20 protein-coding genes are annotated in these 23791 nt (G+C 62.6%); 8 read left to right on the top strand and 12 right to left on the bottom strand.

The features are described 5' to 3' along the window. Positions 1–149: 149 nt before the first annotated feature. The 9 genes from ATY75_RS10500 to ATY75_RS10455 form a co-directional block, all read right to left on the bottom strand. Positions 150–3296, bottom strand: a complete 3147-nt coding sequence (locus tag ATY75_RS10500; RefSeq protein ID WP_088937503.1) for an efflux RND transporter permease subunit — start codon at positions 3294–3296, stop codon at positions 150–152. A 25-nt stretch (positions 3297–3321) separates the two neighbouring features. After that, positions 3322–4461, bottom strand: coding sequence for an efflux RND transporter periplasmic adaptor subunit (locus tag ATY75_RS10495; protein WP_088937502.1), 1140 nt, complete (start codon positions 4459–4461; stop codon positions 3322–3324). Positions 4462–4511: 50 nt separating this feature from the next. After that, a complete protein-coding gene (locus ATY75_RS10490; RefSeq protein WP_088937501.1) occupies positions 4512–5120 on the bottom strand; it encodes a TetR family transcriptional regulator in 609 nt (202 codons plus the stop codon). 214 nt (positions 5121–5334) lie between these two features. Continuing rightward, on the bottom strand, positions 5335–5766 hold the full coding sequence (locus ATY75_RS10485) for an OsmC family protein (RefSeq protein ID WP_088937500.1): 432 nt from the start codon (positions 5764–5766) through the stop codon (positions 5335–5337). A 210-nt stretch (positions 5767–5976) separates the two neighbouring features. Then, entirely contained in the window at positions 5977–6756 is a 780-nt protein-coding gene (locus ATY75_RS10475) for an SDR family oxidoreductase (protein ID WP_088937499.1), read from the bottom strand. Beyond that, complete coding sequence (locus tag ATY75_RS10470) at positions 6757–7647, bottom strand: aldose 1-epimerase (protein ID WP_088937498.1); 891 nt, start codon at positions 7645–7647, stop codon at positions 6757–6759. It abuts the gene before it with no gap. After that, positions 7644–8594, bottom strand: a complete 951-nt coding sequence (gene araH / locus ATY75_RS10465) for an L-arabinose ABC transporter permease AraH (RefSeq protein WP_064840810.1) — start codon at positions 8592–8594, stop codon at positions 7644–7646. The genes ATY75_RS10470 and araH overlap by 4 nt, the downstream gene beginning before the upstream one ends. Positions 8595–8611: 17 nt before the next feature. Continuing rightward, on the bottom strand, positions 8612–10117 hold the full coding sequence (gene araG, locus ATY75_RS10460; protein ID WP_088937497.1) for an L-arabinose ABC transporter ATP-binding protein AraG: 1506 nt from the start codon (positions 10115–10117) through the stop codon (positions 8612–8614). A gap of 66 nt (positions 10118–10183) precedes the next feature. After that, positions 10184–11167, bottom strand: coding sequence for an arabinose ABC transporter substrate-binding protein (locus ATY75_RS10455; RefSeq protein ID WP_088937496.1), 984 nt, complete (start codon positions 11165–11167; stop codon positions 10184–10186). 211 nt (positions 11168–11378) lie between these two features. On the opposite strand from ATY75_RS10455, the gene ATY75_RS10450 reads away from it, so the two are divergent. From ATY75_RS10450 to ATY75_RS10435, 4 genes are all read left to right on the top strand, one after another. Continuing rightward, on the top strand, positions 11379–12134 hold the full coding sequence (locus tag ATY75_RS10450; protein ID WP_088937495.1) for a FadR/GntR family transcriptional regulator: 756 nt from the start codon (positions 11379–11381) through the stop codon (positions 12132–12134). 64 nt (positions 12135–12198) lie between these two features. Then, positions 12199–13347 carry a galactonate dehydratase gene (dgoD, locus tag ATY75_RS10445; protein ID WP_088937494.1) on the top strand — a complete coding sequence of 383 codons (1149 nt, stop codon included), beginning with the start codon at positions 12199–12201 and terminating at the stop codon, positions 13345–13347. Between the two features lie 153 nt (positions 13348–13500). Continuing rightward, a complete protein-coding gene (locus ATY75_RS10440; RefSeq protein ID WP_088937493.1) occupies positions 13501–13902 on the top strand; it encodes a DoxX family protein in 402 nt (133 codons plus the stop codon). Positions 13903–13978: 76 nt separating this feature from the next. Next, positions 13979–14758, top strand: coding sequence for an SDR family NAD(P)-dependent oxidoreductase (locus tag ATY75_RS10435; RefSeq protein ID WP_088937492.1), 780 nt, complete (start codon positions 13979–13981; stop codon positions 14756–14758). Positions 14759–14776: 18 nt separating this feature from the next. On the opposite strand, the gene ATY75_RS10430 is transcribed toward ATY75_RS10435, so the two are convergent. Together ATY75_RS10430 and ATY75_RS10425 are read right to left on the bottom strand one after the other, a co-directional pair. Continuing rightward, complete coding sequence (locus ATY75_RS10430; RefSeq protein WP_088937491.1) at positions 14777–15994, bottom strand: adenylate/guanylate cyclase domain-containing protein; 1218 nt, start codon at positions 15992–15994, stop codon at positions 14777–14779. 65 nt (positions 15995–16059) lie between these two features. Continuing rightward, positions 16060–17085, bottom strand: coding sequence for a LacI family DNA-binding transcriptional regulator (locus ATY75_RS10425; protein WP_088937490.1), 1026 nt, complete (start codon positions 17083–17085; stop codon positions 16060–16062). 93 nt (positions 17086–17178) lie between these two features. Between ATY75_RS10425 and ATY75_RS10420 the strand changes: the two genes are divergently transcribed. From ATY75_RS10420 to ATY75_RS10405, 4 genes are all read left to right on the top strand, one after another. Then, positions 17179–18366 carry a phytanoyl-CoA dioxygenase family protein gene (locus ATY75_RS10420; RefSeq protein WP_088937489.1) on the top strand — a complete coding sequence of 396 codons (1188 nt, stop codon included), beginning with the start codon at positions 17179–17181 and terminating at the stop codon, positions 18364–18366. Positions 18367–18567: 201 nt separating this feature from the next. After that, complete coding sequence (locus ATY75_RS10415) at positions 18568–19389, top strand: SDR family oxidoreductase (RefSeq protein WP_088937488.1); 822 nt, start codon at positions 18568–18570, stop codon at positions 19387–19389. A 97-nt stretch (positions 19390–19486) separates the two neighbouring features. Continuing rightward, positions 19487–20398: an SMP-30/gluconolactonase/LRE family protein gene (locus tag ATY75_RS10410; protein ID WP_088937487.1), complete on the top strand. Its 912-nt coding sequence runs from the start codon at positions 19487–19489 to the stop codon at positions 20396–20398. A 276-nt stretch (positions 20399–20674) separates the two neighbouring features. Further along, entirely contained in the window at positions 20675–22921 is a 2247-nt protein-coding gene (locus ATY75_RS10405; protein WP_088937486.1) for a glycoside hydrolase family 2 TIM barrel-domain containing protein, read from the top strand. A 49-nt stretch (positions 22922–22970) separates the two neighbouring features. On the opposite strand, the gene ATY75_RS10400 is transcribed toward ATY75_RS10405, so the two are convergent. After that, positions 22971–23791, bottom strand: an 821-nt coding sequence (locus tag ATY75_RS10400; protein WP_143535287.1) for an ATP-binding cassette domain-containing protein, incomplete at its 5' end; no start/stop codon positions are given.

The raw sequence follows: 23791 nt of genomic DNA, 5'->3' as shown, positions 1-23791 counted from the left end.
CGGAGTTCGAGACGACAAGCGAATTGTCCGCCGGAATTCAAATCGGAGGGAGCAGGGGGTTCGCGTTTCCGTGAGCCGCCCCAAGAGACGCGTTTTGATAGACATCTGCGACCCGTAAGGAAAACGGCGCGGCTTTCGCCGCGCCGTCCTCACTCGGCTGCCAACGCCGGCGGATGTCTGTCATCCGCCTCTTCCTGGATGGCGTCGGCAATCCGGCCTGGCTCGTCCTTTGCCTTCGGCTCCCGGCCGAAGAACAGCGCGTAGCCGGCAGGCAGAACCAGGATGGTCAGCACGGTCGCAACCAGGATGCCGCCCATCATCGCGTAGGCGAGCGGACCCCAGAAGACGCCGCGCGAGATCGGGATCAGCGCCAGGACGGCGGTCAGCGCCGTCAGCATGATCGGCCGGAAACGCCGCACGGCGGCACCGACGATCGCCTCCTGCCGGTGCATGCCGGCCTTAATATCCTGGTCGATCTGGTCGACCAGGATGATCGAGTTGCGCATGATGATGCCGAGCAGCGCGATGACGCCGAGGATCGCCACGAAGCCGAAGGGCGCGCCGCTGATCAGCAAGGCGGCCGCAGCACCGATGATGCCGAGCGGGCCGGTCGCCAGTACCAGCATTGCCTTGCCGAAATGCTGCAGCTGCACCATCAGCAGCACGATGATGACGGCGAGCATGATCGGCGCCTTGGCGGCGATCGACATCTGGCTTTCCGCCGCGTCCTCGGCGCCGCCCTGGATTTCGACCTTGTAACCGGCCGGCAGGCTGTCGCGCATGTCCTTCATGTCGGCATACATCTTCATCACCACGTCGTTCGGCTGCACGCCGTCGGGCAGCGTCGCCCGCACTGTGATGGTCGGCAGCCTGTCGCGCCGCCATTCGATGCCCTGCTCCATGACAGGCACGACCTTGGCGACCTGCGAGACCGGTACGAAGCCACCGAAATCCGTCGGGACATAGACCGAGTTGACGGCCGACAGCAGCGAGCGGCTGGCATCCGGCTCGCGGGCGACGATCGAAACCGTCTCCTCGCCGTCGCGGAAATCGTCGAGCGCCGCCCCGGACATGGCGGTCTGCAGCATCTGGCGCACCCGCTGCGAGGTGACGCCCAGCGCCCGGGCGCGGTCCTGGTCGATCACCAGCTTCATCGCCGGCACCTGTTCCAGCCAGTCGTCGTGGATGGCGCCGAGCATCGGGTTGGCCGCAAAGCGCGCCTTCACCTGATCGGCGATCGCCCGTACTTCCTGGCGGTCCGGCCCCATGACGCGCATCTGCACCGGCCAGCCTGTGGGTGGGCCGAGGAAGAGGCGGTCGACCTTGCCGCGGATCTCGGGGAAATCTTCCGCAAGGATCGTGCGCAGCTTGACGATCAGCCGTTCGCGCGCCGGTTCGTCATTGGCCATGACGAGAAGCTGAGCGAAGTTCGGGTTGCGCAGCTGCTGGTCGAGCGGCAGGAAGAAGCGCGGTGCGCCTTCGCCGATATAGGTGGCGATGAACTTCTTGTCGGGATCATCCATCATCTTGGCTTCGAGCGCCTTCGCCTGGACCTCGACCTCCTTGATGCTGGTGCCCTCGGGCAGCCAGAGATCGACGAGGATTTCCGGCCGCGACGATTGCGGGAAGAAATTCTGCGGAATGAACTGGAAGGCCCAGAGGCTGGTGACGAAGGTGCCGAGCGTCAAGAGCAGCACGATGACCCGATGGCGAACCGCCCAGCCGACCGTGCCGCGCAGACGCCGATAGAAGCCGGTGTCGAAGGCGTCGTGATGCTCGCCGGCGTGATGGCGCTGCTTGAGGATCATGTAGCCGAGCCAGGGCGTGAAATAGACCGCGACGAACCATGAGGTGACGAGCGCAATGCCGACGACATAAAACAGCGAACGCACATATTCACCGGCCGTCGATGCCGCAAAGCCGACCGGAATGAAGCCGGCCGTGGTGATCAGCGTGCCGGTCAGCATCGGGAAGGCGGTCGAGGAATAGGCAAAGCTCGCCGCTTCGATCTTGACCAGCCCCTCCTCCAGCTTTCGCTCCATCATCTCGACGACGATCATCGCATCGTCGACGAGAAGGCCGAGCGCGATGATCAGGGCGCCGAGCGAAATGCGCTGCAGGTCGATGCCGAGTTCATACATCAGCGCGAAGGTGGCGGCGAGCACCAGCGGAATGGCAATGGCGATAACGAGGCCCGAGCGCCAGCCGATCGACAGGAACGAGACGACGAGCACGATGACAAGGGCTTCGCCGAGCGCGTGCATGAATTCGCTGATCGCATCCGTCACAACGTCGGGCTGGTTGGCGATCTGGTCGACGGCGACGCCGTAAGGCAGCGCCTCCTCGAAACGCTGATAGGTCGCCTCGACGCCCTTGCCGACATCGGTGACGTTGAAGCCCTTGGCCATCACGACGCCGACCTGGACGCTGTCATGGCCGTTGAAACGGTACTTGCGCTGATAGGGGTCTTCGAGCCCGGAACTGACGGTGGCGATATCGCCGAGGCGCGTCACCTGGCCGCCGGCGCGGAGGCGCAGCTCGCGGATATCACTAGCCTTCTTCACGTCGCCTTCGACGGAGATGCGCACCGAGCGCAGGCCGGTATCGACGGAGCCGGCCGGATCGACATTGTTCTGGCCCTTGATGGCGTTCTGAAGATCGAGGATCGTCAGGCCGCGCTCGGCGAGCGCCTTGGACGAGACGTCGATGTAGATCTTCTCAGGCTGGTCGCCGATGATCACCGCCTTCTCGACACCCGGTGTCGTCAGCAGCATATCGCGCGCCTGGATGGCGAATTTCTTCAGCTCCGGATAGGAATAGCCCTCGCCGCTGATCGAATGCAGGGTGATGAAGGTATCGCCGAATTCGTCGTTGAAATAGGGGCCGAGCAGGCCCTGCGGCAGCTCGCTGGAGATGTCGCCGACCTTCTTGCGCACCTGGTAGAAGGCATCCGCCACGTCCTTCGAATTCGTGTCGCCCTTGACCTGCAGGGTGATGATCGCACTGCCGGCCCGCGTATAGGACTTCACCCAGTCGATATGCGGCGTTTCCTGCAGCTTGCGCTCGATCTTGTTGACGACCTGGTCTTCCATCTCCTGGATGGAGGCGCCCGGCCAGATCGCTTGAACGACCATGACGCGGAAAGTGAATTCGGGGTCCTCGCGCTGGCCCATGCGCATCAGGCCGAGCACACCGGTGATGATGATCAGCCCGAAGAGGAAGCGGGCGATGCTCGGATGGCCGATCGCCCAGCGCGACAGGTTGAAAGGCCGCTTTTCGGTGGTGTTGGCGTCCATGGTCTTCTTCCCTTTTGCGACGCAATCAGCGGACGGTCTGGTCCGTATCGGCGAGCGCCGACTGCTGGTTGGGCACCTTCACCTTCAGATTTTCGCTCATGAACTGCGTGCCGGCCGCAACGACGAGATCGCCGGTATCGAGGCCTTCGGTCACATGCACGCCGTCACCGGTGAAATCGGCGACCTTGATGTCGCGGCCATGCACGGTCGCCGTCTCGCGATCGACGGTCCACACCATCTGTTTGCCGTCCTTTTCAGCCAGAGCGCTGAGCGGGATCGAAACGTAGCTGGCGGCGTTGCTGACATCGGCCTCGATCGTCGCTGTCATGCCGAGCAGCACGCGCGGATCGTTCGGCAGGCTGACCCGCACCGCGAAGGTGCGCGACTGCTGGTCGGCGCTGCCGGAAACCTCCCGCACCTTGCCGTCGAGCAGCAGCTTATTGTCGGCCCAGAAGCTTGTCTTGACGGTTTTGCCCGGCTTGAATTCGGCAATGTCGTTTTCCGGAACCGCGATCTGCACTTCCTTCTCGCCGTCGACGGCAACGGTGACGACGGCGGCACCGGAACCGACGACCTGACCGGTATCGGCATTGATTGACGTGACGATGCCGTTCTGGCCGGCCTTGAGTTCGGTATAGCTCACCTGGTTCTTCGCCTGATCCAGCGCCGACAGGGCTGCATCGCGCTGCGAAATCGCCTGGTCGTGACTCAGCGCCGCCTGTTCGAGCTGCGACTTCGGAGCGACGCTCTTGTCGAAAAGCTGCTCGGCGCGTCGATTGGCGAGATCGGCGGTCTCGACGCTTCTTTCGGCCGCGGCAAGATTGGCTTCCGCCGTTTTGACCGCCAGCTGGTAATCGGTGGCGTCGACACGGGCAAGAACGTCGCCCGGCGTCACCCGGTCGCCGATATCGACGAGGCGCTCGGTGATCTTGCCGGCGACCCGAAACCCGAGATTCATCTCCGTGCGTGCCTTGACCGAACCCGAATAATCGAGCTTGCGGGTGTCGCCGGCCTTGGCGATCTCGACGACCTTTACCGGCCGGATAACCTCCTTGACCTCAGCTTTTTCTTCCGAGCAGGCGGAAAGGCCAATGCCGATGGCGCCGACGAGCGCGAGGCTCAGGGCGGACGGCATGCGATGGCTGAGGGTCTTGAGCGAAAACATCTTCCGCACTCCTGGATCGTTTGGGGGGTCTCGGCGGCGGCTGCCGTCCATTATTTCTTCAGCGCCCTGATCACGTAGTCGATCAGTTCGTCGACGCTCGCGCGGTTGGTTTTGGCAAGACATTGCGCCACCATTTGCGGATGGCAGAGATTGATCGTCGCCGCGCCGAAGCAACGTGACGCGACGACCGGGTCCTGCTCGGCGAATTCGCCGGCAGCGATCCCTTCGGCAATGATTTCGGCAATCAAATCATGAACGCGGTCGATATGTTTTTCGATGACATGCCAGTCGCGCTCGATCGCGACGATGATCATCTCATGCACCTTCATCTCGTCGAGCATCAGATCGAGCGTCAGCTGATGCTGGGTCTCGACATAGCGGCGCAACCGCTCGCTGGCGCTGATCGGCTGATGACGGATGTCGTAGGCGATCTGATAGGCGGTGGCGAGCATGCGCCCGCAAAGCGCCTGGTGGATTTCCACCTTGGAGGCGAAGAACCGATAGATATTGGCCGGCGACATGCCGAGATCGCGGGCAATGTCGGCCACGGTCGTCTTGCTGTAGCCATAGTGGCGAAACAGCCGCTCGGCGGCTTCGAGAATGCGGGTGACATTCTCCTGCCGGGTGACGTCGAGTGTATTTTCCGCGATGTCGTCCATAGTTTCGATGCCCGAATTACGACTGACGAATTTTGAATTTCGTCAGTCGTAAAATATCAGGTGTCATTTGTCAATACTCGAACGGGACAACGGGCGCCGTCAACCGATCGCGCCGATAGACAACCAGGATTTATATGGAGATGATGAACACCCGGTAAAATTGAAAGTGCCGCGTCTCGGAGCACGCGGCACATCGTCGGCGGCAGCGCGGGAATCAGCCGAGCTTGACGTCGAGCGTAATCGGAACGGCGGCAAGCGCCTTGGAAATCGGGCAGCCGGCCTTGGCCTTGTTGGCGAGCTCGGTGAAGGTTGCTTCGTCAGCGCCGGGAATACGGCCAGTGAGCGAAAGATGGATGGCAGTGATGGCAAAGCCGCCCTCGACGCTTTCGAGCGTCACTTTGGCCGAGGTTTCCATATGCTCGGCGGTAAAGCCGGCCTCACCGAGGATCAAGGACAGCGCCATGGTGAAGCAGCCGGCATGGGCAGCGCCGATCAGTTCTTCCGGGTTGGTGCCGGGAATGCCTTCGAAGCGGCTGGCAAAGCCGTAGGGATAGTCCTTCAGGGCGCCGCTCTGCGTCGAGATCAGGCCTTTGCCGTCTTTGAGGCCACCGGTCCAATGAGCCGAAGCCGTGCGATTGATCTGCATGCCGTCCTCCTGTTTCGATTGTGCTTTCAGAGCATGATGCCGAAAAGTGTGCGCGGTTTTCGGACAACATCATGCTCCAACTGTTTCTAGGAAGCGGCAGGGCGCCGCTCCATGCCTGCGGGAGATCTGAGAGCCTTCCCGATGGACAATATAATGCTCTATCCCGAGAAGACGACAGGCCTGTAAAAATCGGCGGGAATCGAAGCGCTTTCAGGCGGGATGCTGCAAGACGCTGAGGCCGCCGTCGATCGTCAGGCAGGTGGCGTTCATGAACGGGCACTCGTCGGAGATCATGAACACGGCCGCCATGGCGATCTCCTCAGGTGTGGCGATGCGCCCGCCGGGATGCAGGCTCATCGTCTCGGCTTTGGCGGCTTCCGGATCGGGGAAGCCGTTCCAGTAGTCGATGACCTTCTGCGTCGAGACATAGCCCGGCGCCAGCGCATTCACCCGGATATTGCGGGCGGCATATTCGAGACCCAGGGATTTCGTCATCCCCAGCAGCGCATGTTTTGCCAGCGGATAGGGAAATGTGTGCGGGATGACGGTGAAGGCATGTGTCGAAGCGATGTTGAGGATGACCCCGCCGCCCTGTTCGATCAGCCCAGGCAGCACCGCCTTGCAGCAGTTCCACGCACCCTTGAGATTGATGTCGAAGCAGCGGTTCCACACCTCGTCCGTCGTCTCGAGCGGTTCGGAAAAGACGTTGACGCCGGCATTGTTGACGAGCGCGTTCAACTGCCCGATCTCTTCATTCGCCTGCGCGACCAACGTCGTGATCGTTCCGGCATCGGTAATGTCGGCCGGCAAATAACCAAGCCGCCCACCGATGCCTTTGAGCTCTTTGGCCGACTTCGCCAGCAGTGCGGCGTCGCGGTCGACGAGAAAGACGGCGGCATCCTCCCTCAGAAAGGCCTTCGCCATCGCAAGACCGATACCCTGCGCGGCACCTGTTATCAGGATGTGCTTGCCCTGCAGGCGGCTGCCCATCTATCTCCCCTCCGATTGAGCCGGCAGCCCCGACATCACGATCCTCACCGTGCCGGCGAGACTTTCGCCGGGCGCAAGCCGCGCGAGCCCGCCGAAATCAGGCAGGTGGTGGCCGTTCGGCAGGTGGCTCATCGGCTCGAGGCAGAAGAAGTCGCTCCGATCAAGCGGCATATAGAGCATGAAGCGCTCAAGCGCGCCGTCCGCTTCCAGCGCCGCCTGCATGCCAAGTTCCGGCCAGGCGATGGCGGCCCGCCCGTTCCAGCCCTCGAAGGCATTGTTCATCCATCTCTGCGGCAACAGCTTTTCCGATCTGAAATCGAAATCGTCGGGCACAGGTCCGGCCATGTCGGGCAGATGGTCCGGCCGCTCGCTCCAATAACGATCGGCCGCAATCGTCAGTCTCGTCTGTGGCGTCCGTGCGAAGAAGGGATGTTGCCCGAGCCCGAAGGGGAGCGCCGCCTCGCCGCGGTTTTCCACGGACAGCGTCAGCACCAGCACATCGCCGGCGAGACGGATCTCCTGCCGGGTCAGATAGGCATAGGGTGAAACCTTGTCGGCGCTGCGGGAAAAGGAAAACTGCGCATGCGCTGAACCGGAGTCTTCAAGCTGCCAGAGGCTGAGCCAGCCGTCGCCGTGCCGATAGAGCGGATCTGCGGTATTCGGCTGGAAGGCATAGTCGCGTCCGGCATAGGACATGGTGTTGCCTTCCACGCGATTGCCGAACGGCACCATCGCAAAATTCGCCATCGCTCCGTCGGGCCCGCCGGCCGCCACGAGGAAGGAGATGCCTCGAAACGTCGCGGCGGTGACCGCGGCACCCCGGGGGCTGACCCGGACGGCGAGATCGCCGTGCCTCAGCTCGATGTCGCTCACGACTCGTTCTTGGTTCATCCACGTCTTCCCGCAGCCGAAGATCTCAAATTGTCGAGCAGCACCGCGATCAGCAGGATCAGCCCGCGCACGACATACTGGTAGAATGCCTGGATATTGAGGAGATTCATAACATTTTCGGCAATGCCCATGATCAGCACGCCGACGATGACGCCGCTCATGGCCGCCCGTCCGCCGGCCAGCGAAACGCCGCCGAGAACGCAGGCCGAAATGACCGAAAGTTCAAGTCCCGTCGCCGCATTCGGCTGGCCGGATGTAATGCGCGAGGCAAGCAGGATGCCGGCAATGCCGCAGACGAGGCCCTGCAACGCAAAGATCCAGATGCGCATGTTGACGACGTTGACGCCGGCAAGCCGCGAGGCCTCGGGATTGCCGCCGATCGCCAGCGTGTTCTTGCCGAAGACGGTGCGGTTGAGCACGAAACCGAACAGCAGGAAAAGCATCAGCATGATCCAGATCGGCATCGGCACGGTCAGGAAGCGCGACAGGGCCAGTTGATAGAAGGCAGGATCGTTGATGCCGACGGCGCGGCCATCCGAGGCGATCAGCGCCAGCCCGCGCACGATCTGCATTGTCGCAAGCGTGGTGATCAGCGCATTGATGCGGAACCGGGCGATGACGATGCCGTTGACGAAGCCGACGACGGCGCCGCACAGCAGGGCCGCGAGCAACCCCAGCGGAATGGAGCCCGTGGCGTTCGAGACCATCACGGCGATCATGCCGGAGAAGGCGACGATCGACCCGACCGAGAGATCGAAATCGCGCGACGCCAGGCAGAACATCATCGTGCAGGCGACGATACCGATGGTGACGACCGACTGCAGCAGCCCCAGCATGTTTCGCTCGGTCAGGAAGTTCGGAACGAAGAGCGAGACGATCACAAAGGCGGCAGCGAAGATCACCACCAGCCCCTGTTCGCCGAGAAGGATTTTTTTCAACGCATTCATCGTCCGTATTCCTGATCTTAAAGGGTGCCTGCGGCATTCTTGTCGGGCAGTGCCGCCGTCAGGATCGCGCGCTCGTCGAAATTCTGGCGGGCGACATTGGCCGCCACCCTGCCCTGGCACATCACCATGATGCGATCGCAGATGCCCATCACTTCGGGCAATTCGCTTGATATCACCACGATCGCCATGCCGCCGGCCGCCAGCTCATAGAGGATCTCGTAGATTTCCGATTTCGCCCCGACATCGATGCCGCGCGTCGGCTCGTCGATGACCAGCACCTTGATGCCCTGCTCGGAAAGCCAGCGGCCGAGAATGACCTTCTGCTGGTTGCCGCCGGAGAGATTGATGATGTCCTGCTTGCGCGACGGGGTTCGCACCCGAAGCCGGGCAATGAACCGCTCGGCAAGTGCCGCCTCCCTTTTCGGGCTCAGAATGCCGAAGGGCGAGAAATGCCGGCGCGACGAAATCGCGATATTCTCTTCGATCGATCGACCCTGGACGATGCCGTCGAATTTGCGGTCCTCGGGGCAGAGCACCATGCCGGCATTGATCGCCGCCTTCGGATTGTTTGGCGGGACGGCTACACCGTCGATGGCGACCTGGCCCTGATGCCTGGCATCGGCGCCGTAGAGCAGCCGCGCCATCTCGCTGCGGCCGGCGCCGATCAGCCCGAAGAAACCGACAATCTCGCCCCGGCGGACGGAAAAGCCGATCGGGTTGCGCAGCTTCGGTCCCGACAGGCCCTTGACCTCCAGCCTGATGCCGCCGAGCGGACGTTCACGCCATCCCCAGACATTGCTGATCTCGCGCCCGACCATTTCCGAGATGATCTGCTCCCGCGTCGTCTCGCCAATATCGGGATGGTGGGCGGCAAGCCTGCCGTCGCGCAGGACCGTCAGGCTGTCGCAAAGCCGAAAAATCTCGTCGAGGCGATGCGAGACGTAGAGAATGACCGTGCCATTCGCCCTCAGTCTGTCGATGAGGGAAAACAGGATTTCGCTCTCGCGCGAGGAAAGCGAGGAGGTCGGCTCGTCGAGAGCGATCACCCGCGCGTCGAGCATGACGGCCTTGGCGATCTCGACCATCTGCCGCGCGCCGATCGACAGCGACGCGACCTTGGCCGACGGATCGACATCGATGCCGATTTCCTCGAGCTTCGTCCGCACCGTCTCGATCAGCGTCTTTAAATGGATGACGCCGCCCTTGGCTGGAAAGCGGCCCAGCCAGAGATTCTCGGCGACCGTCAACTCCGGAACGAGCTGCAGTTCCTGATGGATGACGACGATGCCGGCATGAAAGGCGTCACGCACGGAGCCATATTTTTGCTCCTCGCCGTCGATCAGGATGCGGCCGTCATCAGCGGCCTGATCGCCGGAGAGAACGCGGATCAGCGTCGATTTTCCGGCGCCGTTCTCGCCCATCAGGCCATGCACCGCGCCCTTCTCGACGGAGAAGGAAACATCTGCCAGCGCCTGCACGCCGGGATAACCCTTGGAGATATGGTTGAATTCGAGAAAAGCCATCGCCGCTCCGCCGAGAGGACCCGACAGCTGCAAGCTGCCGGGTATAAGATCATCCCGAACGGGCGATCACTCGATGCCGAGATCCTTACGGACCTTGTCATAATCGCCGCGCAGCGCCAGCGAACCGGAGGTCAGCGTCAGCTTTTCCGGCGCCTTGTCGTTGGCGATCCAGTCGTACATGTTCAGCGCCGTCTCGTAGCCGTGGCGCTTCGGCGAGATGATGACCGTGCCGAAGAAGCCGGTCGCCGCCGGCTTCTTGAACTCGTTGATCGCCGATTCCGCGCCGCCGATGCCGACGCCGATGACATTGGCCGCCGGAATGCCGACCGATTCCGAAGCGCGGACAGCGCCGAGAACGGCTTCGTCGTTGAGGCCGAAGGCAACCCAGTATTTGACGTCGGCATGTTTGTTGAGAACGGTGGTTGCGGCATTAAGAGCCGCTTCCGTATCGGTCTTTGCCTGCGGCGCGTCATAGATGTTTTCGGCCGGGAAGCCGGCGGACTTCAGCACCGCGATGGCGCCCTCGACGCGGTCGACGGCGGTGGGCAGCTGATCGTAGGAGACCCGGATCGCGCCGACATTCTTCATGTTCCAGCCGCGCTTCTTGATCTCGTCGACGATCGCCTGGCCGACGGTCTCGCCGATCTTGGTGGCCGAGATGCCCATATGCGGCACCTCTTCCAGTGGTTTGCCGTCGGCGCTGACCAGACGGTCGTCGACCGTCATCAGCTTCAGCTGGTTGGCTTCGGCCTTCGCGACGATGCCGGGACCGAGCTTGACGTCGGGCGTGCAGATGATGAAGCCCTGCGCGCCTTGGGCGCCAAGATTGTCGATCGCCGACTGGACCTTCTCGCCGTCTTCGGCGCCGATCTTGACGACAGTGAAGCCTTTTTCCTTCGCCGCCTGGTCGGCGAATTTCCACTCGTCCTGAAACCACGGCTCTTCAGGCTGCTTGACGATGAACCCGATCTTGATGTCTGCGGAAAATGCCGAGCCGGCTGTGAGGATGGCGAAGGTGCCAGCCAGGATGGCTGCTTTGAACAAGCGCATGTCTCTCTCCCAAAATCCCAAAAATCATGCAGCCGCCTCCCGGGCAGCGTCTTTGAATTAGGATAAATCATCATACCAGTCAATTGCCAATGTATGATGATTGCAATAATACGATAAAAGGGAAGCAGGCTGGAGGAAGCGTCGCAAAGCGGATCGAATTCGGATAATGAGGTTCGATTGCCTGGCGCCAGGGATAGAGCGGAGAGGTAAGTTGGAAACAAACGAGCGACAGGGCGGGGCCGAAAGCCCCGGTATCGAACGCCGCCCGCGTGTACGCCGCAACGTGACCGCGGCGATCGCTCAGGATATCTGCGCAGAGCGTTATCCCTCGGGCTCGCCGCTGCCGCGCGAAAACGATCTCTGCGAACTCTACGGCGTCAGCCGTACCGTCATTCGCGAGTCGTTGAAAGTGCTGGAATCCAAGGGTCTCGTCCGCGGCAAGCCGCGCATCGGAACCACCGTCTGCGACAGAGACGATTGGAATATTCTGGATGCCGACGTGCTCGATTGGATAGGTCCTTACATCAAGGACTTCGACCTGCTCGGCTGCATTCTCGAAGCCCGCCGCACCATCGAGCCGGCAGCGGCCGAATATGCCGCCGAGCGCGCCAGCGCCCAGGAGATCGCCGACCTCGACAAGGCCTGGCGGCAGATGCGCGACAGTGCCGGCGACCCGGAAGGCTTCACCGACGCCGATGTCATGTTCCATACGGTGCTGCTCACCGCCAGCCACAACCAGGTCTTCCGCCGCCTGTCGAGCGCCATTCACGCGGCGCTGAAATATGCGCTGCATGCCTCCAACATCGGCGTCGAGAATCGTGAGGATGCGGTGCTCGTTCACGGCCAGCTGGTCGAGGCCCTGCGCATGCGCGACAAGGCCGGCGCCCGCGACTGCGCCAACCGCATGCTCGATCTTGCGGTGCGCGATCTCGCCGCCGCCGAAAAGGCGATCGGCAGAATGAAATGATCGATCACCAGCAATCCGCGGCTCGGCCGCCGGTCAAAAACCCGAGAAGAGACTGAAGAACGCGATGAAGATCACCAAACTCACCACCTATATCGTTCCGCCGCGCTGGCTGTTTTTGAAGATCGAGACCGACGAGGGCATTGTCGGCTGGGGCGAACCGGTCGTCGAAGGCCGCGCGCTGACCGTCGAGGCCGCCGTCCACGAACTGGAAGATTATCTGATCGGCAAGGACCCCTTCCTGATCGAGGACCACTGGACGGTGATGTATCGCGGCGGCTTCTATCGCGGGGGTGCTGCCCATATGAGCGCGATCTCCGGCATCGACCAGGCGCTGTGGGACATCAAGGGCAAGGCCCTCGGCCAGCCGATCTATTCCCTGCTCGGCGGCCAGCTGCGCGACCGCATCAAGGTCTATTCCTGGATCGGCGGCGACCGTCCTGCCGATGTCGCCAACAATGCCAGGGAGGTGGTCGCCCGCGGCTTCCAGGCGATCAAGCTCAACGGCTGCGAGGAGATGCAGATCGTCGACACCAATGAGAAGGTGGAGAAGGCAGTCGAAACCATCGCCGCCATCCGCGAGGCGATCGGACCGCATATCGGCATCGGCGTCGATTTCCACGGCCGCGTGCATAAGCCGATGGCCAAGGTGCTCGCCAAGGAACTCGAGCCCTACAAGCTGATGTTCATCGAGGAGCCGGTGCTTTCGGAAAACAAGGAAGCGCTGCGCGATATCGTCAACCATACCTCGACGCCGATCGCACTCGGCGAGCGGCTCTATTCGCGCTGGGACTTCAAGCAGGTGCTTGCTGACGGCTATGTCGATATCATCCAGCCCGATCTTTCGCATGCCGGCGGCATCACCGAATGCCGCAAGATCGCGGCGATGGCCGAAGCCTACGACGTGGCGCTGGCGCCGCATTGCCCGCTCGGCCCGATCGCGCTTGCCGCCTGCCTGCAGGTCGATGCCGTCAGCTACAACGCCTTCATCCAGGAACAGAGCCTCGGCATCCACTACAACACCGGCAACGACATCCTCGACTACATCTCCAACAAGGAGGTGTTCCACTATGCCGATGGTTTCGTCTCGATCCCGCAGGGGCCTGGTCTCGGCATCGAGGTCGACGAGGCCTATGTCATCGAGCGCGCCAAAGAGGGCCACCGCTGGCGCAACCCGATCTGGCGTCATGCCGACGGCAGCTTTGCCGAGTGGTAAAAGCACATAACCCCGAAAATCGGAACCGATTTTCGGAAAGGATTATACGCAGTTCACAGTGATAAGGGTCGCGCAAGCGGCCCTTTTTTGTTCCTGATGTCGGATATCAGGCATTCCGTCCGTCATAGTGGAAACTCAAAGAGGAGATTCAGCATGGCCAGAGCAATCGCAATCATCGTCGCCCGCATCATTTTCAGCTTCATCTTCTTCATGGCCGCCGGCTTCAAGTTCGCCGATATCGGCGCCACGGCGGCCTATATCACCGCTGCCGGCTTTCCGATGGCGACATTCCTTGCCTGGGTCGCCGCCTTTTTCGAGATTGCGCTGGCGCTCGCCTTTATCTCCGGCGCCTTCTTCACCGAGGCCAGTCTGCTGGCGGGCATCTATGTGATCTTCCTTGCCTTCGCCTTCCACGGACCGTCCCATTGGCAGCAGAATCAGGCTGAGTTCGGCTTCTTCGTCGATCACTTCACCTTCCTCGCCGGACTGCTCTTTGCCGCCGTCCATGGACCGGAGAAATGGGCATTGCGGCACAGCTTCCTTGGAAAGCTTTGACGACCCGCCCTCCCTCCGGAACCAACAGCCATGCAGAACATTGGCTTAGCGGCAAACGGCAAGGGAGAGCCTGCGTATGGAGCTGAAGGGGAAGATCGCATTGGTGACGGGCGCTGGATCCGGCATCGGCAAGGCGGCCGCATTGCGACTCGCCGCCGAGGGAGCAAGGGTCGCCGTCTTGAGCCGCACCGCCGGCGAGGTCGAAAAGACCTGCGCCGAGATCAAGGCCGCCGGCGGCGGATCGATTGCACTGGCGGCCGATACCAGCGACGAAGCGCAAATGCGCGCCGCCATGGAGCAATTGACCACCGCCTTCGGCGGCCTCGATATCGTTGTCGCCAATGCCGGCATCAACGGCGTCTGGGCGCCGATCGACGATCTGAGGCCGGATGAATGGGACAAGACTATCGCCGTCAATTTGCGCGGCACCTATCTGACCCTGCATCTGACAGTCCCGTATCTGAAGCGCCGCGGCGGGTCGATCGTCGTCGTCTCCTCGATCAACGGCACCCGCACCTTCACCACGCCGGGCGCCACCGCCTATACCGCAACCAAGGCCGGCCAGCTTGCCATGGTCCAGCAGCTCGCCCTCGAACTCGGCCGTCACGGCATCCGCGTCAATGCCGTCTGCCCCGGCGAGATCGAGACCAATATCGGCGCCAACACGGACAGCCGCCACCGCGAGGAGACGGAGGTGCCGGTCATCTGGCCGCAAGGGGATATCCCGATCGCCGGCGGTAAAGCGGGCAAGAGCGAGGACGTCGCCGAAACCATTCTCTTCCTCGCCTCCGACCGCGCCCGGCACATCACCGGGACGCCGATCTGGATCGACGGCGGCCAGGGGCTCCTGCGATAGCGCCCGATCCTGCGACGATCAGGTGTTGAGGCGTGCACCGTCGAGCGTATAGAGTTCCTGCGCGCGCTGCACGCCGCGCAATGCATAGCGCCCGACGCAGGCGATTGCCCCGCGCTGCTCCTCCGGTATCGCAGCGACGAAATCGGAGGAGATCAGCAGGTTGAGATCGACCGAACGGCACATAGAGGCGATGCGGCTGACCTCGTTGACCGCAGGGCCGATGACCGTGAAGTCCAGCCGGTCCTGGCTGCCGATATTGCCGTAAAAGACGTCACCGATATGCAGGCCGATATAGACATCCGTCGTTGGCCGGCCATCGGCGGCGCGCGCAGCGTTCAGCTTGCCAAGCTTTTCCCGCAGCAGCGCTTCGGCGCGTAGCGCCGCGCGGCAGGTCTCGGCCGGCACCTCGCCCTTGAAGATGGCAAGCACGCCGTCGCCGATCAGCTTCAGCACGTTGCCGCCGGCCTCGTGGATCGCCGAGATCGCCACCTCGCTGTAGTCGTTGAGCAGCGGGATGATTTCCTCCGGCGGCACGCGATCGGAGATCTTGGTGTAGTTCAACAGATCGGAAAACCAGAGCGCCGCCGAAATCCGTTCCGATTTGCCGCGGCTGATCTTGCCTTCCATCACCTGGCGCGCCGCATCCTCACCGAGATAGACCTCGGCGATGGTGCGAGCGATGCGCCCGAGCGCGACGCACTTGATCGCCAGCCCCAGCACCGGCACCAGCTTGCGCAGGATGGCAAGGTCGTGATCGGAAAAGCCTTGCGGGTGTCTGGTTGCGAAATGCGAAAAGAAGCAATCCATTTCGCCGATCGTGCCGGCTTCGCTGAAACGATGCATCATCGCCACGAAATCGGTATGGCCGGCTTCGGCGATCTTGTCGAGCATGGTGAAATCGATCGGTTCCCCGAACCCGATGCGTCGGCGTACCTCCCGCTCATTGCCCGACCAAAGATAATAGAAGGCCGAGCGTTGCCAGTTAGACGCCGCCTCGCCTGAGCTCGTCGGACCATATTCGAATTCGGTCTCGATCTCCTCGACGCTGTCCCAACGGAAGGCCCTGCCTTCATGCACGGGGTGCAGCGTATCCATCAGCGCCATGCCGCGGTCGAGCGGCAGGCCGGCATCCCGGCATGCCGCGCAGAAGCCGGTCATGAGTTCGGATTCCGAAGCGCCTTTCAGCCCCTGTTCCGTGATCCAGGCTGCAATCGTGCTGACGTCGCTGTAGTCCATACCGCTCACCTTCACTCTCGCTCAAGCTGTAGCCCGAATTCGCCGTCGAAGGAAAGCCAATTGGCTCAATCGCCGGCCGGCATATTGTAGGGCGTGACGATTTCGACGGAAGAAAGCGAGGCCGGAACCGCCCGCCCCGGTGACGTCACGCGACCGACGATCGCCCTGAAGGCCGAACGCGCATCGGTTCTGAGATCATGATGCAGCACGAAGCCGATCCGGCGCGCGGCAAGCAAGACGCGGTTATCGGCGTCGAGGTCATGGGCCACGAAGACCCGGACGGGGCGGCCGGCCGTATCGAAGGCCGCCAGCACCGCCCGGTTGCCGCCGCCGATCGAATAGACGGCGTTGATGGCGGGATCGGCAGCCAGGGCTGCCGCTGCAAGAGTTCCCGTCGCCGCATCGCTGCCGTGGCCCTCGCTGATTTCGGTGATGCCGATGTCGGGATAGTGCGCGCGGATGATGCGGCGAAAGCCGATTTCGCGCTCCTCCTCGCCGCGAAACCGCCCGCTCGACAGCGTCACCAGCACCTTGCCGCTGTGGCTCGCGAGCACTTCGCCGATCAGATAGGCGGCGGTCTCCCCCGCCGCCCGGTTGTCGGCGCCGGCATAGGCGATGCGCGCCGAATTCGGCAGGTCGGTCACCAGCGTCACCACAGGAATGCCGGCCGAATCCGCCCGCGCGACGGCGGCCGCCACCTCGACGACATCAGGCGCCTTGAGCACGACGCCATCACTGCCGCGCAGCCGGATGCGGTCGAGAAGCTGCACCATCTCGGCCGGCTTCATCACCTCAGCGAAATGGAACCGGCAGCGAAAGACGCCGGGCAGAAAAGCCGCCATTTCCGCCTCGAAGGCGGCGCGCACCGCATCGCTGAAACGCTGCGGCGTCTCCATGACGATATCGATCGCCAGCGTTCGCCCGCTCGCCACCGCCCCGGCCTGCTGCTTTTCCAGCTCGGCGATCGCCGCCTTCACCCGCATTTCCGTCTGTTGGCGCACACCCGGCCGGCCGTTCAGCACCCGATCGACAGTCGCGGTGCTGAGGCCCGCCTGAAAGGCGATATCCTTGACAAGGAAGAGATGGGCCATGGGTTCCGTTTGATGGTTTTTTGATGGATTGCTGATCTATATCACCTCTCATCACGGCGTATAGTGCCTCCATTCGAAAGAGGAGGAGCGATCATGAAGAGCGACAACCCGCAGAAACTGAGCGCCGACCGTGTCTGGCTGAGCGAAGACAGCTGCGATCTCGACGACTTTCGCAGCCTGGCGGAAAAGACCACCGCGCTTAGCGATTATCCGACGGCGTTAGCAGTCGAAAAAAACGTGCTGATCTACGACAGCCGCAAGGTGATGGCCGCAGCCGCGACGCCGGAAGGCCGGCGCGCCGTCCTGGCCGAAATCTGTGAGGCCTTCGGCGAAGGTCCCGGCGTCGTCGTCTTCAAGCACGCTTACGCGGATACCGGCATCATCGACCGCGCCAGCGCAATCTTCGACGCAATCATCGAGGAACAGCACCGCAGCTCGACCGGCGGCGGCGATCACTTTGCCAAGCCGGGCGCCAACGACCGCATCTGGAACTCGCTGGAGAAACATTGCCTCGCCGACCCAACGAATTTTGCCGAATATTACGGCAATGCCATTGTAGCCCTGGCAAGCCAAGCCTGGCTCGGCCCGAGCTACCAGATGACGGCACAGGTCAACCGGGTCAATCCGGGCGGGGCGGCGCAGTCGGCCCATCGCGACTACCATCTCGGCTTCCAGTCGTCTCATGTGATCGAGCAGTTTCCGGCGCATGTGCACCGCCTTTCGCCGGTGCTGACCCTGCAGGGCGCGGTCGCCCATTGCGATATGCCGCTCGAAAGCGGCCCGACGCTCTTCCTTCCGCACAGCCAGACCTATGTGCCGGGTTATCTCGCGCTCAAGCGCCAGGAATTCCGCGATTATTTCGAGGCCAACCATATCCAGCTGCCGCTCGAAAAAGGCGATGTGGTCTTCTTCAATCCCGCCCTCTTCCACGCCGCCGGCACCAATCGCTCGACCGATATCAAGCGCGTCGCCAATCTGCTGCAGGTGTCTTCAGCCTTCGGCCGAGCAATGGAAACCGTCAACCGCGAAAGCATGAGCGCAAGGCTCTTTCCCGCGTTGAAAACATTGAAAGGGAAGCTGTCGGCCAATGAAATCGCCAACGCCGTCGCCGCCTGCGCCGAAGGCTACTCTTTCCCCACCAATCTCGACCGCGACCCGCCGCTCGGCGGCCTGGCGCCGAAGACGCAGGCGCAGCTGATGCATGAGGCATTGAAGGAAGGCTGGAGCGACGAAACTTTTGCGGCGGCACTTGCCGAGCAGGCGCAGAAGAAATTGAGCTGAACTTGGAGACTGGAGCCCCCTCATCCGCCTGCCGGCACCTTCTCCCCGCAGGGGAGAAGAGACTTGCCGCAACGTCTCGATTCCCCCTTCTACCCAACGGGGAGAAGGTGCCCGTAGGGCGGATGAGGGGGCCACCCGCACTGCCATAATCCCTTCCCGCCCGCGGGAAACCAATTGCATATCATCACCAGGAGGAACCACATGAGCACAGACCACGGCCGTCTCGACGGTAAGATCGTCATCGTCACCGGCGGCACGCAAGGGCTGGGCGCCACCATCGCCCGTCTCTTTGCCGAACGCGGCGCAGAGGGCATCGTCATCTGCGGCCGCAACGAAACCAAGGGCAAGGCGAAGGCCGCGGAAATTTCGGCCGCGACCGGCGTGAGGGTCGTCTACACCAAAGCCGATCTCGGCAAGGTCGAGGATGCGCAGAATGTCGTCCACGCCTGTGACGAGGCCTTCGGCCGGATCGACGCGCTGGTCAATGCCGCCGCCATTACCGATCGCGGCACCATTCTCGATACCAGCCCCGAACTCTTCGATGCCATGTTCGCCGTCAATGTGCGCGCACCGTTCTTCCTGATGCAGGAGACGGTGAAGATCATGCGCCGCGAAAGGATCGAGGGCACGATCGTCAATATCGGTTCGATGTCGGCCAAGGCAGGCCAGCCCTTCATCGCCGCCTATTGCGCCTCCAAGGGCGCGTTGGAAACGCTGACGAAAAACACCGCCTACGCGCTGCTGCGCAACAGCATCCGCGTCAACGGACTGAATATCGGCTGGATGGCCTCCGAGGGCGAGGACCGGATCCAGCGTGAATATCACGGCGCCCCCGCCGACTGGCTGGAGACGGCGGCCGCAAGCCAGCCCTTCGGCCGGCTCGTCGATCCGCATGAGGTGGCGCGCGCCTGCGCCTATCTGTCGTCGGCCGAATCCGGGCTGATGACCGGCTCGGTCATCTGCTTCGACCAGTCGATCTGGGGCGCTTACGACGGCTCGCCGCATCCGGTCGCCGCCCTCTGATGAACACCGGAGCCAGGCATTTCCCACCGCCTGGCTCTGGCACCTCCCCGCATTTGTCGTTAGGAAGAGGGCGACAGCATTCGAGGAGGAAACCGCCGTGGCCGAGAACCCAATTTATGACATCCGCGACGAACGCTTCAATACTCTGGTCATCGGCAACGCCGCTCTCGAAGAGCTTTATTCCGGCTGCCGCTGGACGGAAGGCCCGGTCTGGTTTTCCGACCTCAACTGTCTTCTCTGGAGCGATATCCCGAACGAACGCATGATGCGCTGGACGCCGGATGGTACAGTCTCGATCTTCCGCTCGCCCTCCAACTACGTCAACGGCAACACCCGCGACAGGCGGGGCCGGCTGGTCTCCTGCGAACATGGCGGCCGCCGCGTCACCCGCACCGAACCGGACGGCAGCATCACCACTCTCGCCGAAAGCTACAAGGGCAAAAGGCTGAACTCGCCGAACGACGTCGTCGTGCATTCCGACGGTGGGATTTGGTTCACCGATCCGACCTACGGCATCCTGTCGGATTACGAAGGCCACAAGGCCGAGCCCGAACAGCCGACCCGTAACGTCTACCGGATCGATCCTGCAAGCGGCGCGATCGAGGCCGTCATCGAGGATTTCATCCAGCCGAACGGCCTTGCCTTCTCCCCCGACGAGACGAAGCTCTACATCGCCGATTCCGGCTCGGCAAAACATGAGGTGCCCTGCCATATTAGAGTTTTCGACGTCGTCGACGGCAGGAAGCTTACAAACAGCCGCTATTTCTGCAGCCTCGATGCCGGCCACCCCGACGGTTTCCGCTTCGACGTCAGTGGCAATCTCTGGACGAGTGCCGGCGACGGCGTGCATTGCTTCTCACCCGACGGCACGCTGCTCGGCAAGATCAAGCTACCGCAGACCGTCTCCAACCTGACCTTCGGCGGCCCCAAGAAAAACCGGCTTTTCATCACCGCGACGCGTTCGGTCTATTCGATCTATACCAAGACCAACGGCGTCCAATATCCCTAGGGAACCCGGCACCGTGTGCGCGACAGCCACAGCCGACGACATCCCATCGTCGACGAGAACGGCATCGCGCCAACGCATCTCGCCCGAAAAGCGTGAAGCGGTTCCGGATGACGGCAAGCCTGAAAAAAGCTAAAGCGCGTCGCATGAATCGAATGAAATGTGAGGCGTTCCAGCTACTCGCAGCTTATTGCATCAAGGAGGAATACAAGATGACCCGATTTTCACGCGCCGAAAGACGCCGCACCGCTCCTGATGCCATGACCGGGAGGGGCTGAAATGCGTTCCATCGTTTCCTTCAACGAAGGCTGGAGTTTCCATGAGGGCTTCGGACAGCGCCTGCTCGAAAGCTTCGACGCCGCCAAGTCCGTCAGCCTGCCCCATACCGCCGTCGAACTGCCCTTCAACTATTTCGACGAGAAAAGCTATCAGCGCGCCTTCACCTACCAGAAGGTGCTGCGCTGGCTGCCGGAATTCGAAGGCCGCGAGGTGTCGCTCGTTTTCGACGCCGCCATGGCCGACAGCGTCGTCTATCTGAACGGCGAAGAAATCATCGCCCATAAGGACGGCTACACCCCCTTCGAAGCCCGCCTCACCGGCAAGCTCGTCAAGGGCGAGAACCTCGTGACCGTCAAGATCGACGGCAGCGAAAACCCCGAGATCCCGCCCTTCGGCGGCCGCATCGATTATCTGACCTATGCCGGCATCTACCGCGACGTCTGGCTGAAGGTCACCGACCCCGTCTCGATCCGCAATCTGAAGATCGAAACCACCGACGTGCTTGCCCCGGAAAAATCGGCGACCATCCGCGTCGATATCGCCAATCCCGAGGGCCGCAGCTTCTCGGCAACCGTCACCGCCACGCTGAAGCAGGCGGACGGCGCAGTGATCGCCACCGCGGCGACCGAAACGATCGGCGACCGCACCCGGCTTTCCTTCGGCGGCCTCACCGGCATCACCCTTTGGGACATCACCGATCCCACGCTCTACGAAGTCACTATCGAACTCCGGACCGAGCACGGCTCCGACCGTGTCTCCACCCGTTTCGGCTTCCGCACCGCCGAATTCACGCCGGAAGGTTTCCTCTTGAACGGCAGGCCACTGAAGCTGCGCGGCCTCAATCGCCACCAGGCCTTCCCCTATGTCGGTTATGCCGCCGGCCGCTCCGCCCAGGAGCGCGACGCCGACATTATGAAGAACGTGCTGAAGTGCAATATCGTCCGCACCTCGCACTATCCGCAGTCGAAATGGTTCCTCAACCGCTGCGACGCGATCGGCCTGCTGGTCTTCGAAGAGATCCCCGGCTGGCAGCATATCGGCGATGCCGACTGGCAGAAGGAATCGATCGAAAACGTCCGCCGCATGATCGAGCGCGACTGGAACCACCCCTCGATCATCATCTGGGGCGTGCGCATCAACGAATCCCAGGATAATCACGATTTCTACGCCGAGACCAATCGCCTCGCCCGCGAGCTCGACAGCACCCGCCAGACGGGCGGCGTGCGTTATATCACCGAGAGCGAGCTGCTCGAAGACGTCTACACGATGAACGACTTCATCCTCGGCAATGAGGAACTGCCGGGCGCCAACCGTCCGCGCACCGTGCTGCGCGGCCAGCAGGAAAATACCGGGCTTTCCGCCAAGGTGCCGTACCTCATCACCGAGTTCAACGGCCATATGCACCCGACCAAGATCTATGACCAGGAACAGCGCCAGGCCGAGCATGTGCGCCGTCACCTCGATGTGCTGAACGCCGCCTATGGCGATCCGGATATCTCGGGCGCCATCGGCTGGTGCATGTTCGATTACAACACCCACAAGGATTTCGGCTCCGGCGACCGCATCTGCTATCACGGCGTCATGGACATGTTCCGCGAGCCGAAATTCGCCGCTTATGCCTATATCAGCCAGTGTGATCCGTCCGAGGAGATCGTCATGAAGCCGGCGACCTTCTGGGCGCGCGGCGAGCGCAATATCGGCGGCGTGCTGCCGCTGATCATCCTGACCAATTGCGACGAGGTCGAACTGCAATATGGCGGGCTCAGCAAGCGCATTGGCCCGGACCGCGAGAATTATCCGCACCTGCCGCATCCGCCCGTCGTGCTCGATCATCGCCACTTCACTGCAGATGAGCTTGGCACCTGGGGCCTCGAATGGATCGACGGCACCCTGACCGGTTATATCGGCGGCGAGCCGGTGGCCAGCCTGACGCTGGCCGCCGATCCCTTGCCGACGACGCTGGAAATCGTCGCCGACAGCTCGACGCTGAAGGCCCGCGAACGCGACAGCACCCGCGTCATCATTCGCGCGCTCGACCAGTGCGGCCAGCGCCTGCCTTTCATGAACGACAGCATTTCGCTGAAGGTGCATGGGCCAGCAAAGATCGTCGGCCCGGCCAATGTGCCGCTGCAAGGCGGCACCGCCGGCTTCTGGCTGGAGGCGACGGGGCTGGTCGGTGAAATCACCGTCGAAGCGGTTTCCTCGCGTTTCCCCCCGGTGACCCTCAGCGTGACGGCGGCCGCCTAATTCAGCCCATAGCCCGCGCGCCTTATCGGGCGCGCGGCTCCGATGGCCATCATGCGATCCGCAGCTGGCTCCGCGGATCGAAGAACACGGCCTTGTCGAGATTGAAGGCGAGACGTGTGGTCTGTCCCGGGGCGATGCCGGCATCGGCGCGCAGGCGGGCGACGACGGATTTGCCGCCGAGCTTGGTGACGGCGAAGGTGTCGGAGCCGGCCGGTTCGACGACCTCGATCAGGCAATCGTCCTCGGTCAGCGAGCGCGCCTTGCGGTCGGCGCCATCCGGATCGGTCAGAGCTTCCGGGCGGATGCCGAAGATCACCTGCTTGCCGGCATAGGCGGAGAGACCATTGGCGGCGGCGACGACCGGCAATCGCAGCGGCGCGCCATTCGGCCGTTCGAGTGCGACGGCAAGCCCGGAAGCGCCATTCTCGACGGTGGCGGTCAAGAGGTTCATCGCCGGCGATCCCATGAAGTCGGCGACGAAGAGATTGGCCGGGCTGTTATAGATCTCGGCCGGCGTGCCGAACTGCTGCAGCACCCCGTCTTTCAGCACGGCGATCTTGGTCGCCAGCGTCATCGCCTCGATCTGGTCGTGGGTGACATAGACGAAGGTGGTGCCCATGCGCTGATGCAGCCGCTTGATCTCGGTGCGCATGTCGACGCGCAGCTTGGCATCGAGATTGGAGAGCGGCTCGTCGAACAGGAAGACCTGCGGATTGCGCACCAAAGCCCGGCCCATGGCGACGCGCTGGCGCTGGCCGCCGGAGAGCTGGCTCGGCTTGCGGTCGAGCAGATGGCCGATCTGCAGCATGTCGGAGACCTGCTTGATCGCCTTGGCCCGCTCCTCCTTCGGCACGCCGCGGATCTCCATGC

Source organism: Rhizobium sp. N122 (assembly GCF_002211295.1).
Classification (GTDB): Bacteria; Pseudomonadota; Alphaproteobacteria; order Rhizobiales; family Rhizobiaceae; genus Rhizobium.
This window is presented reverse-complemented; position numbering and strand designations above follow the sequence as displayed.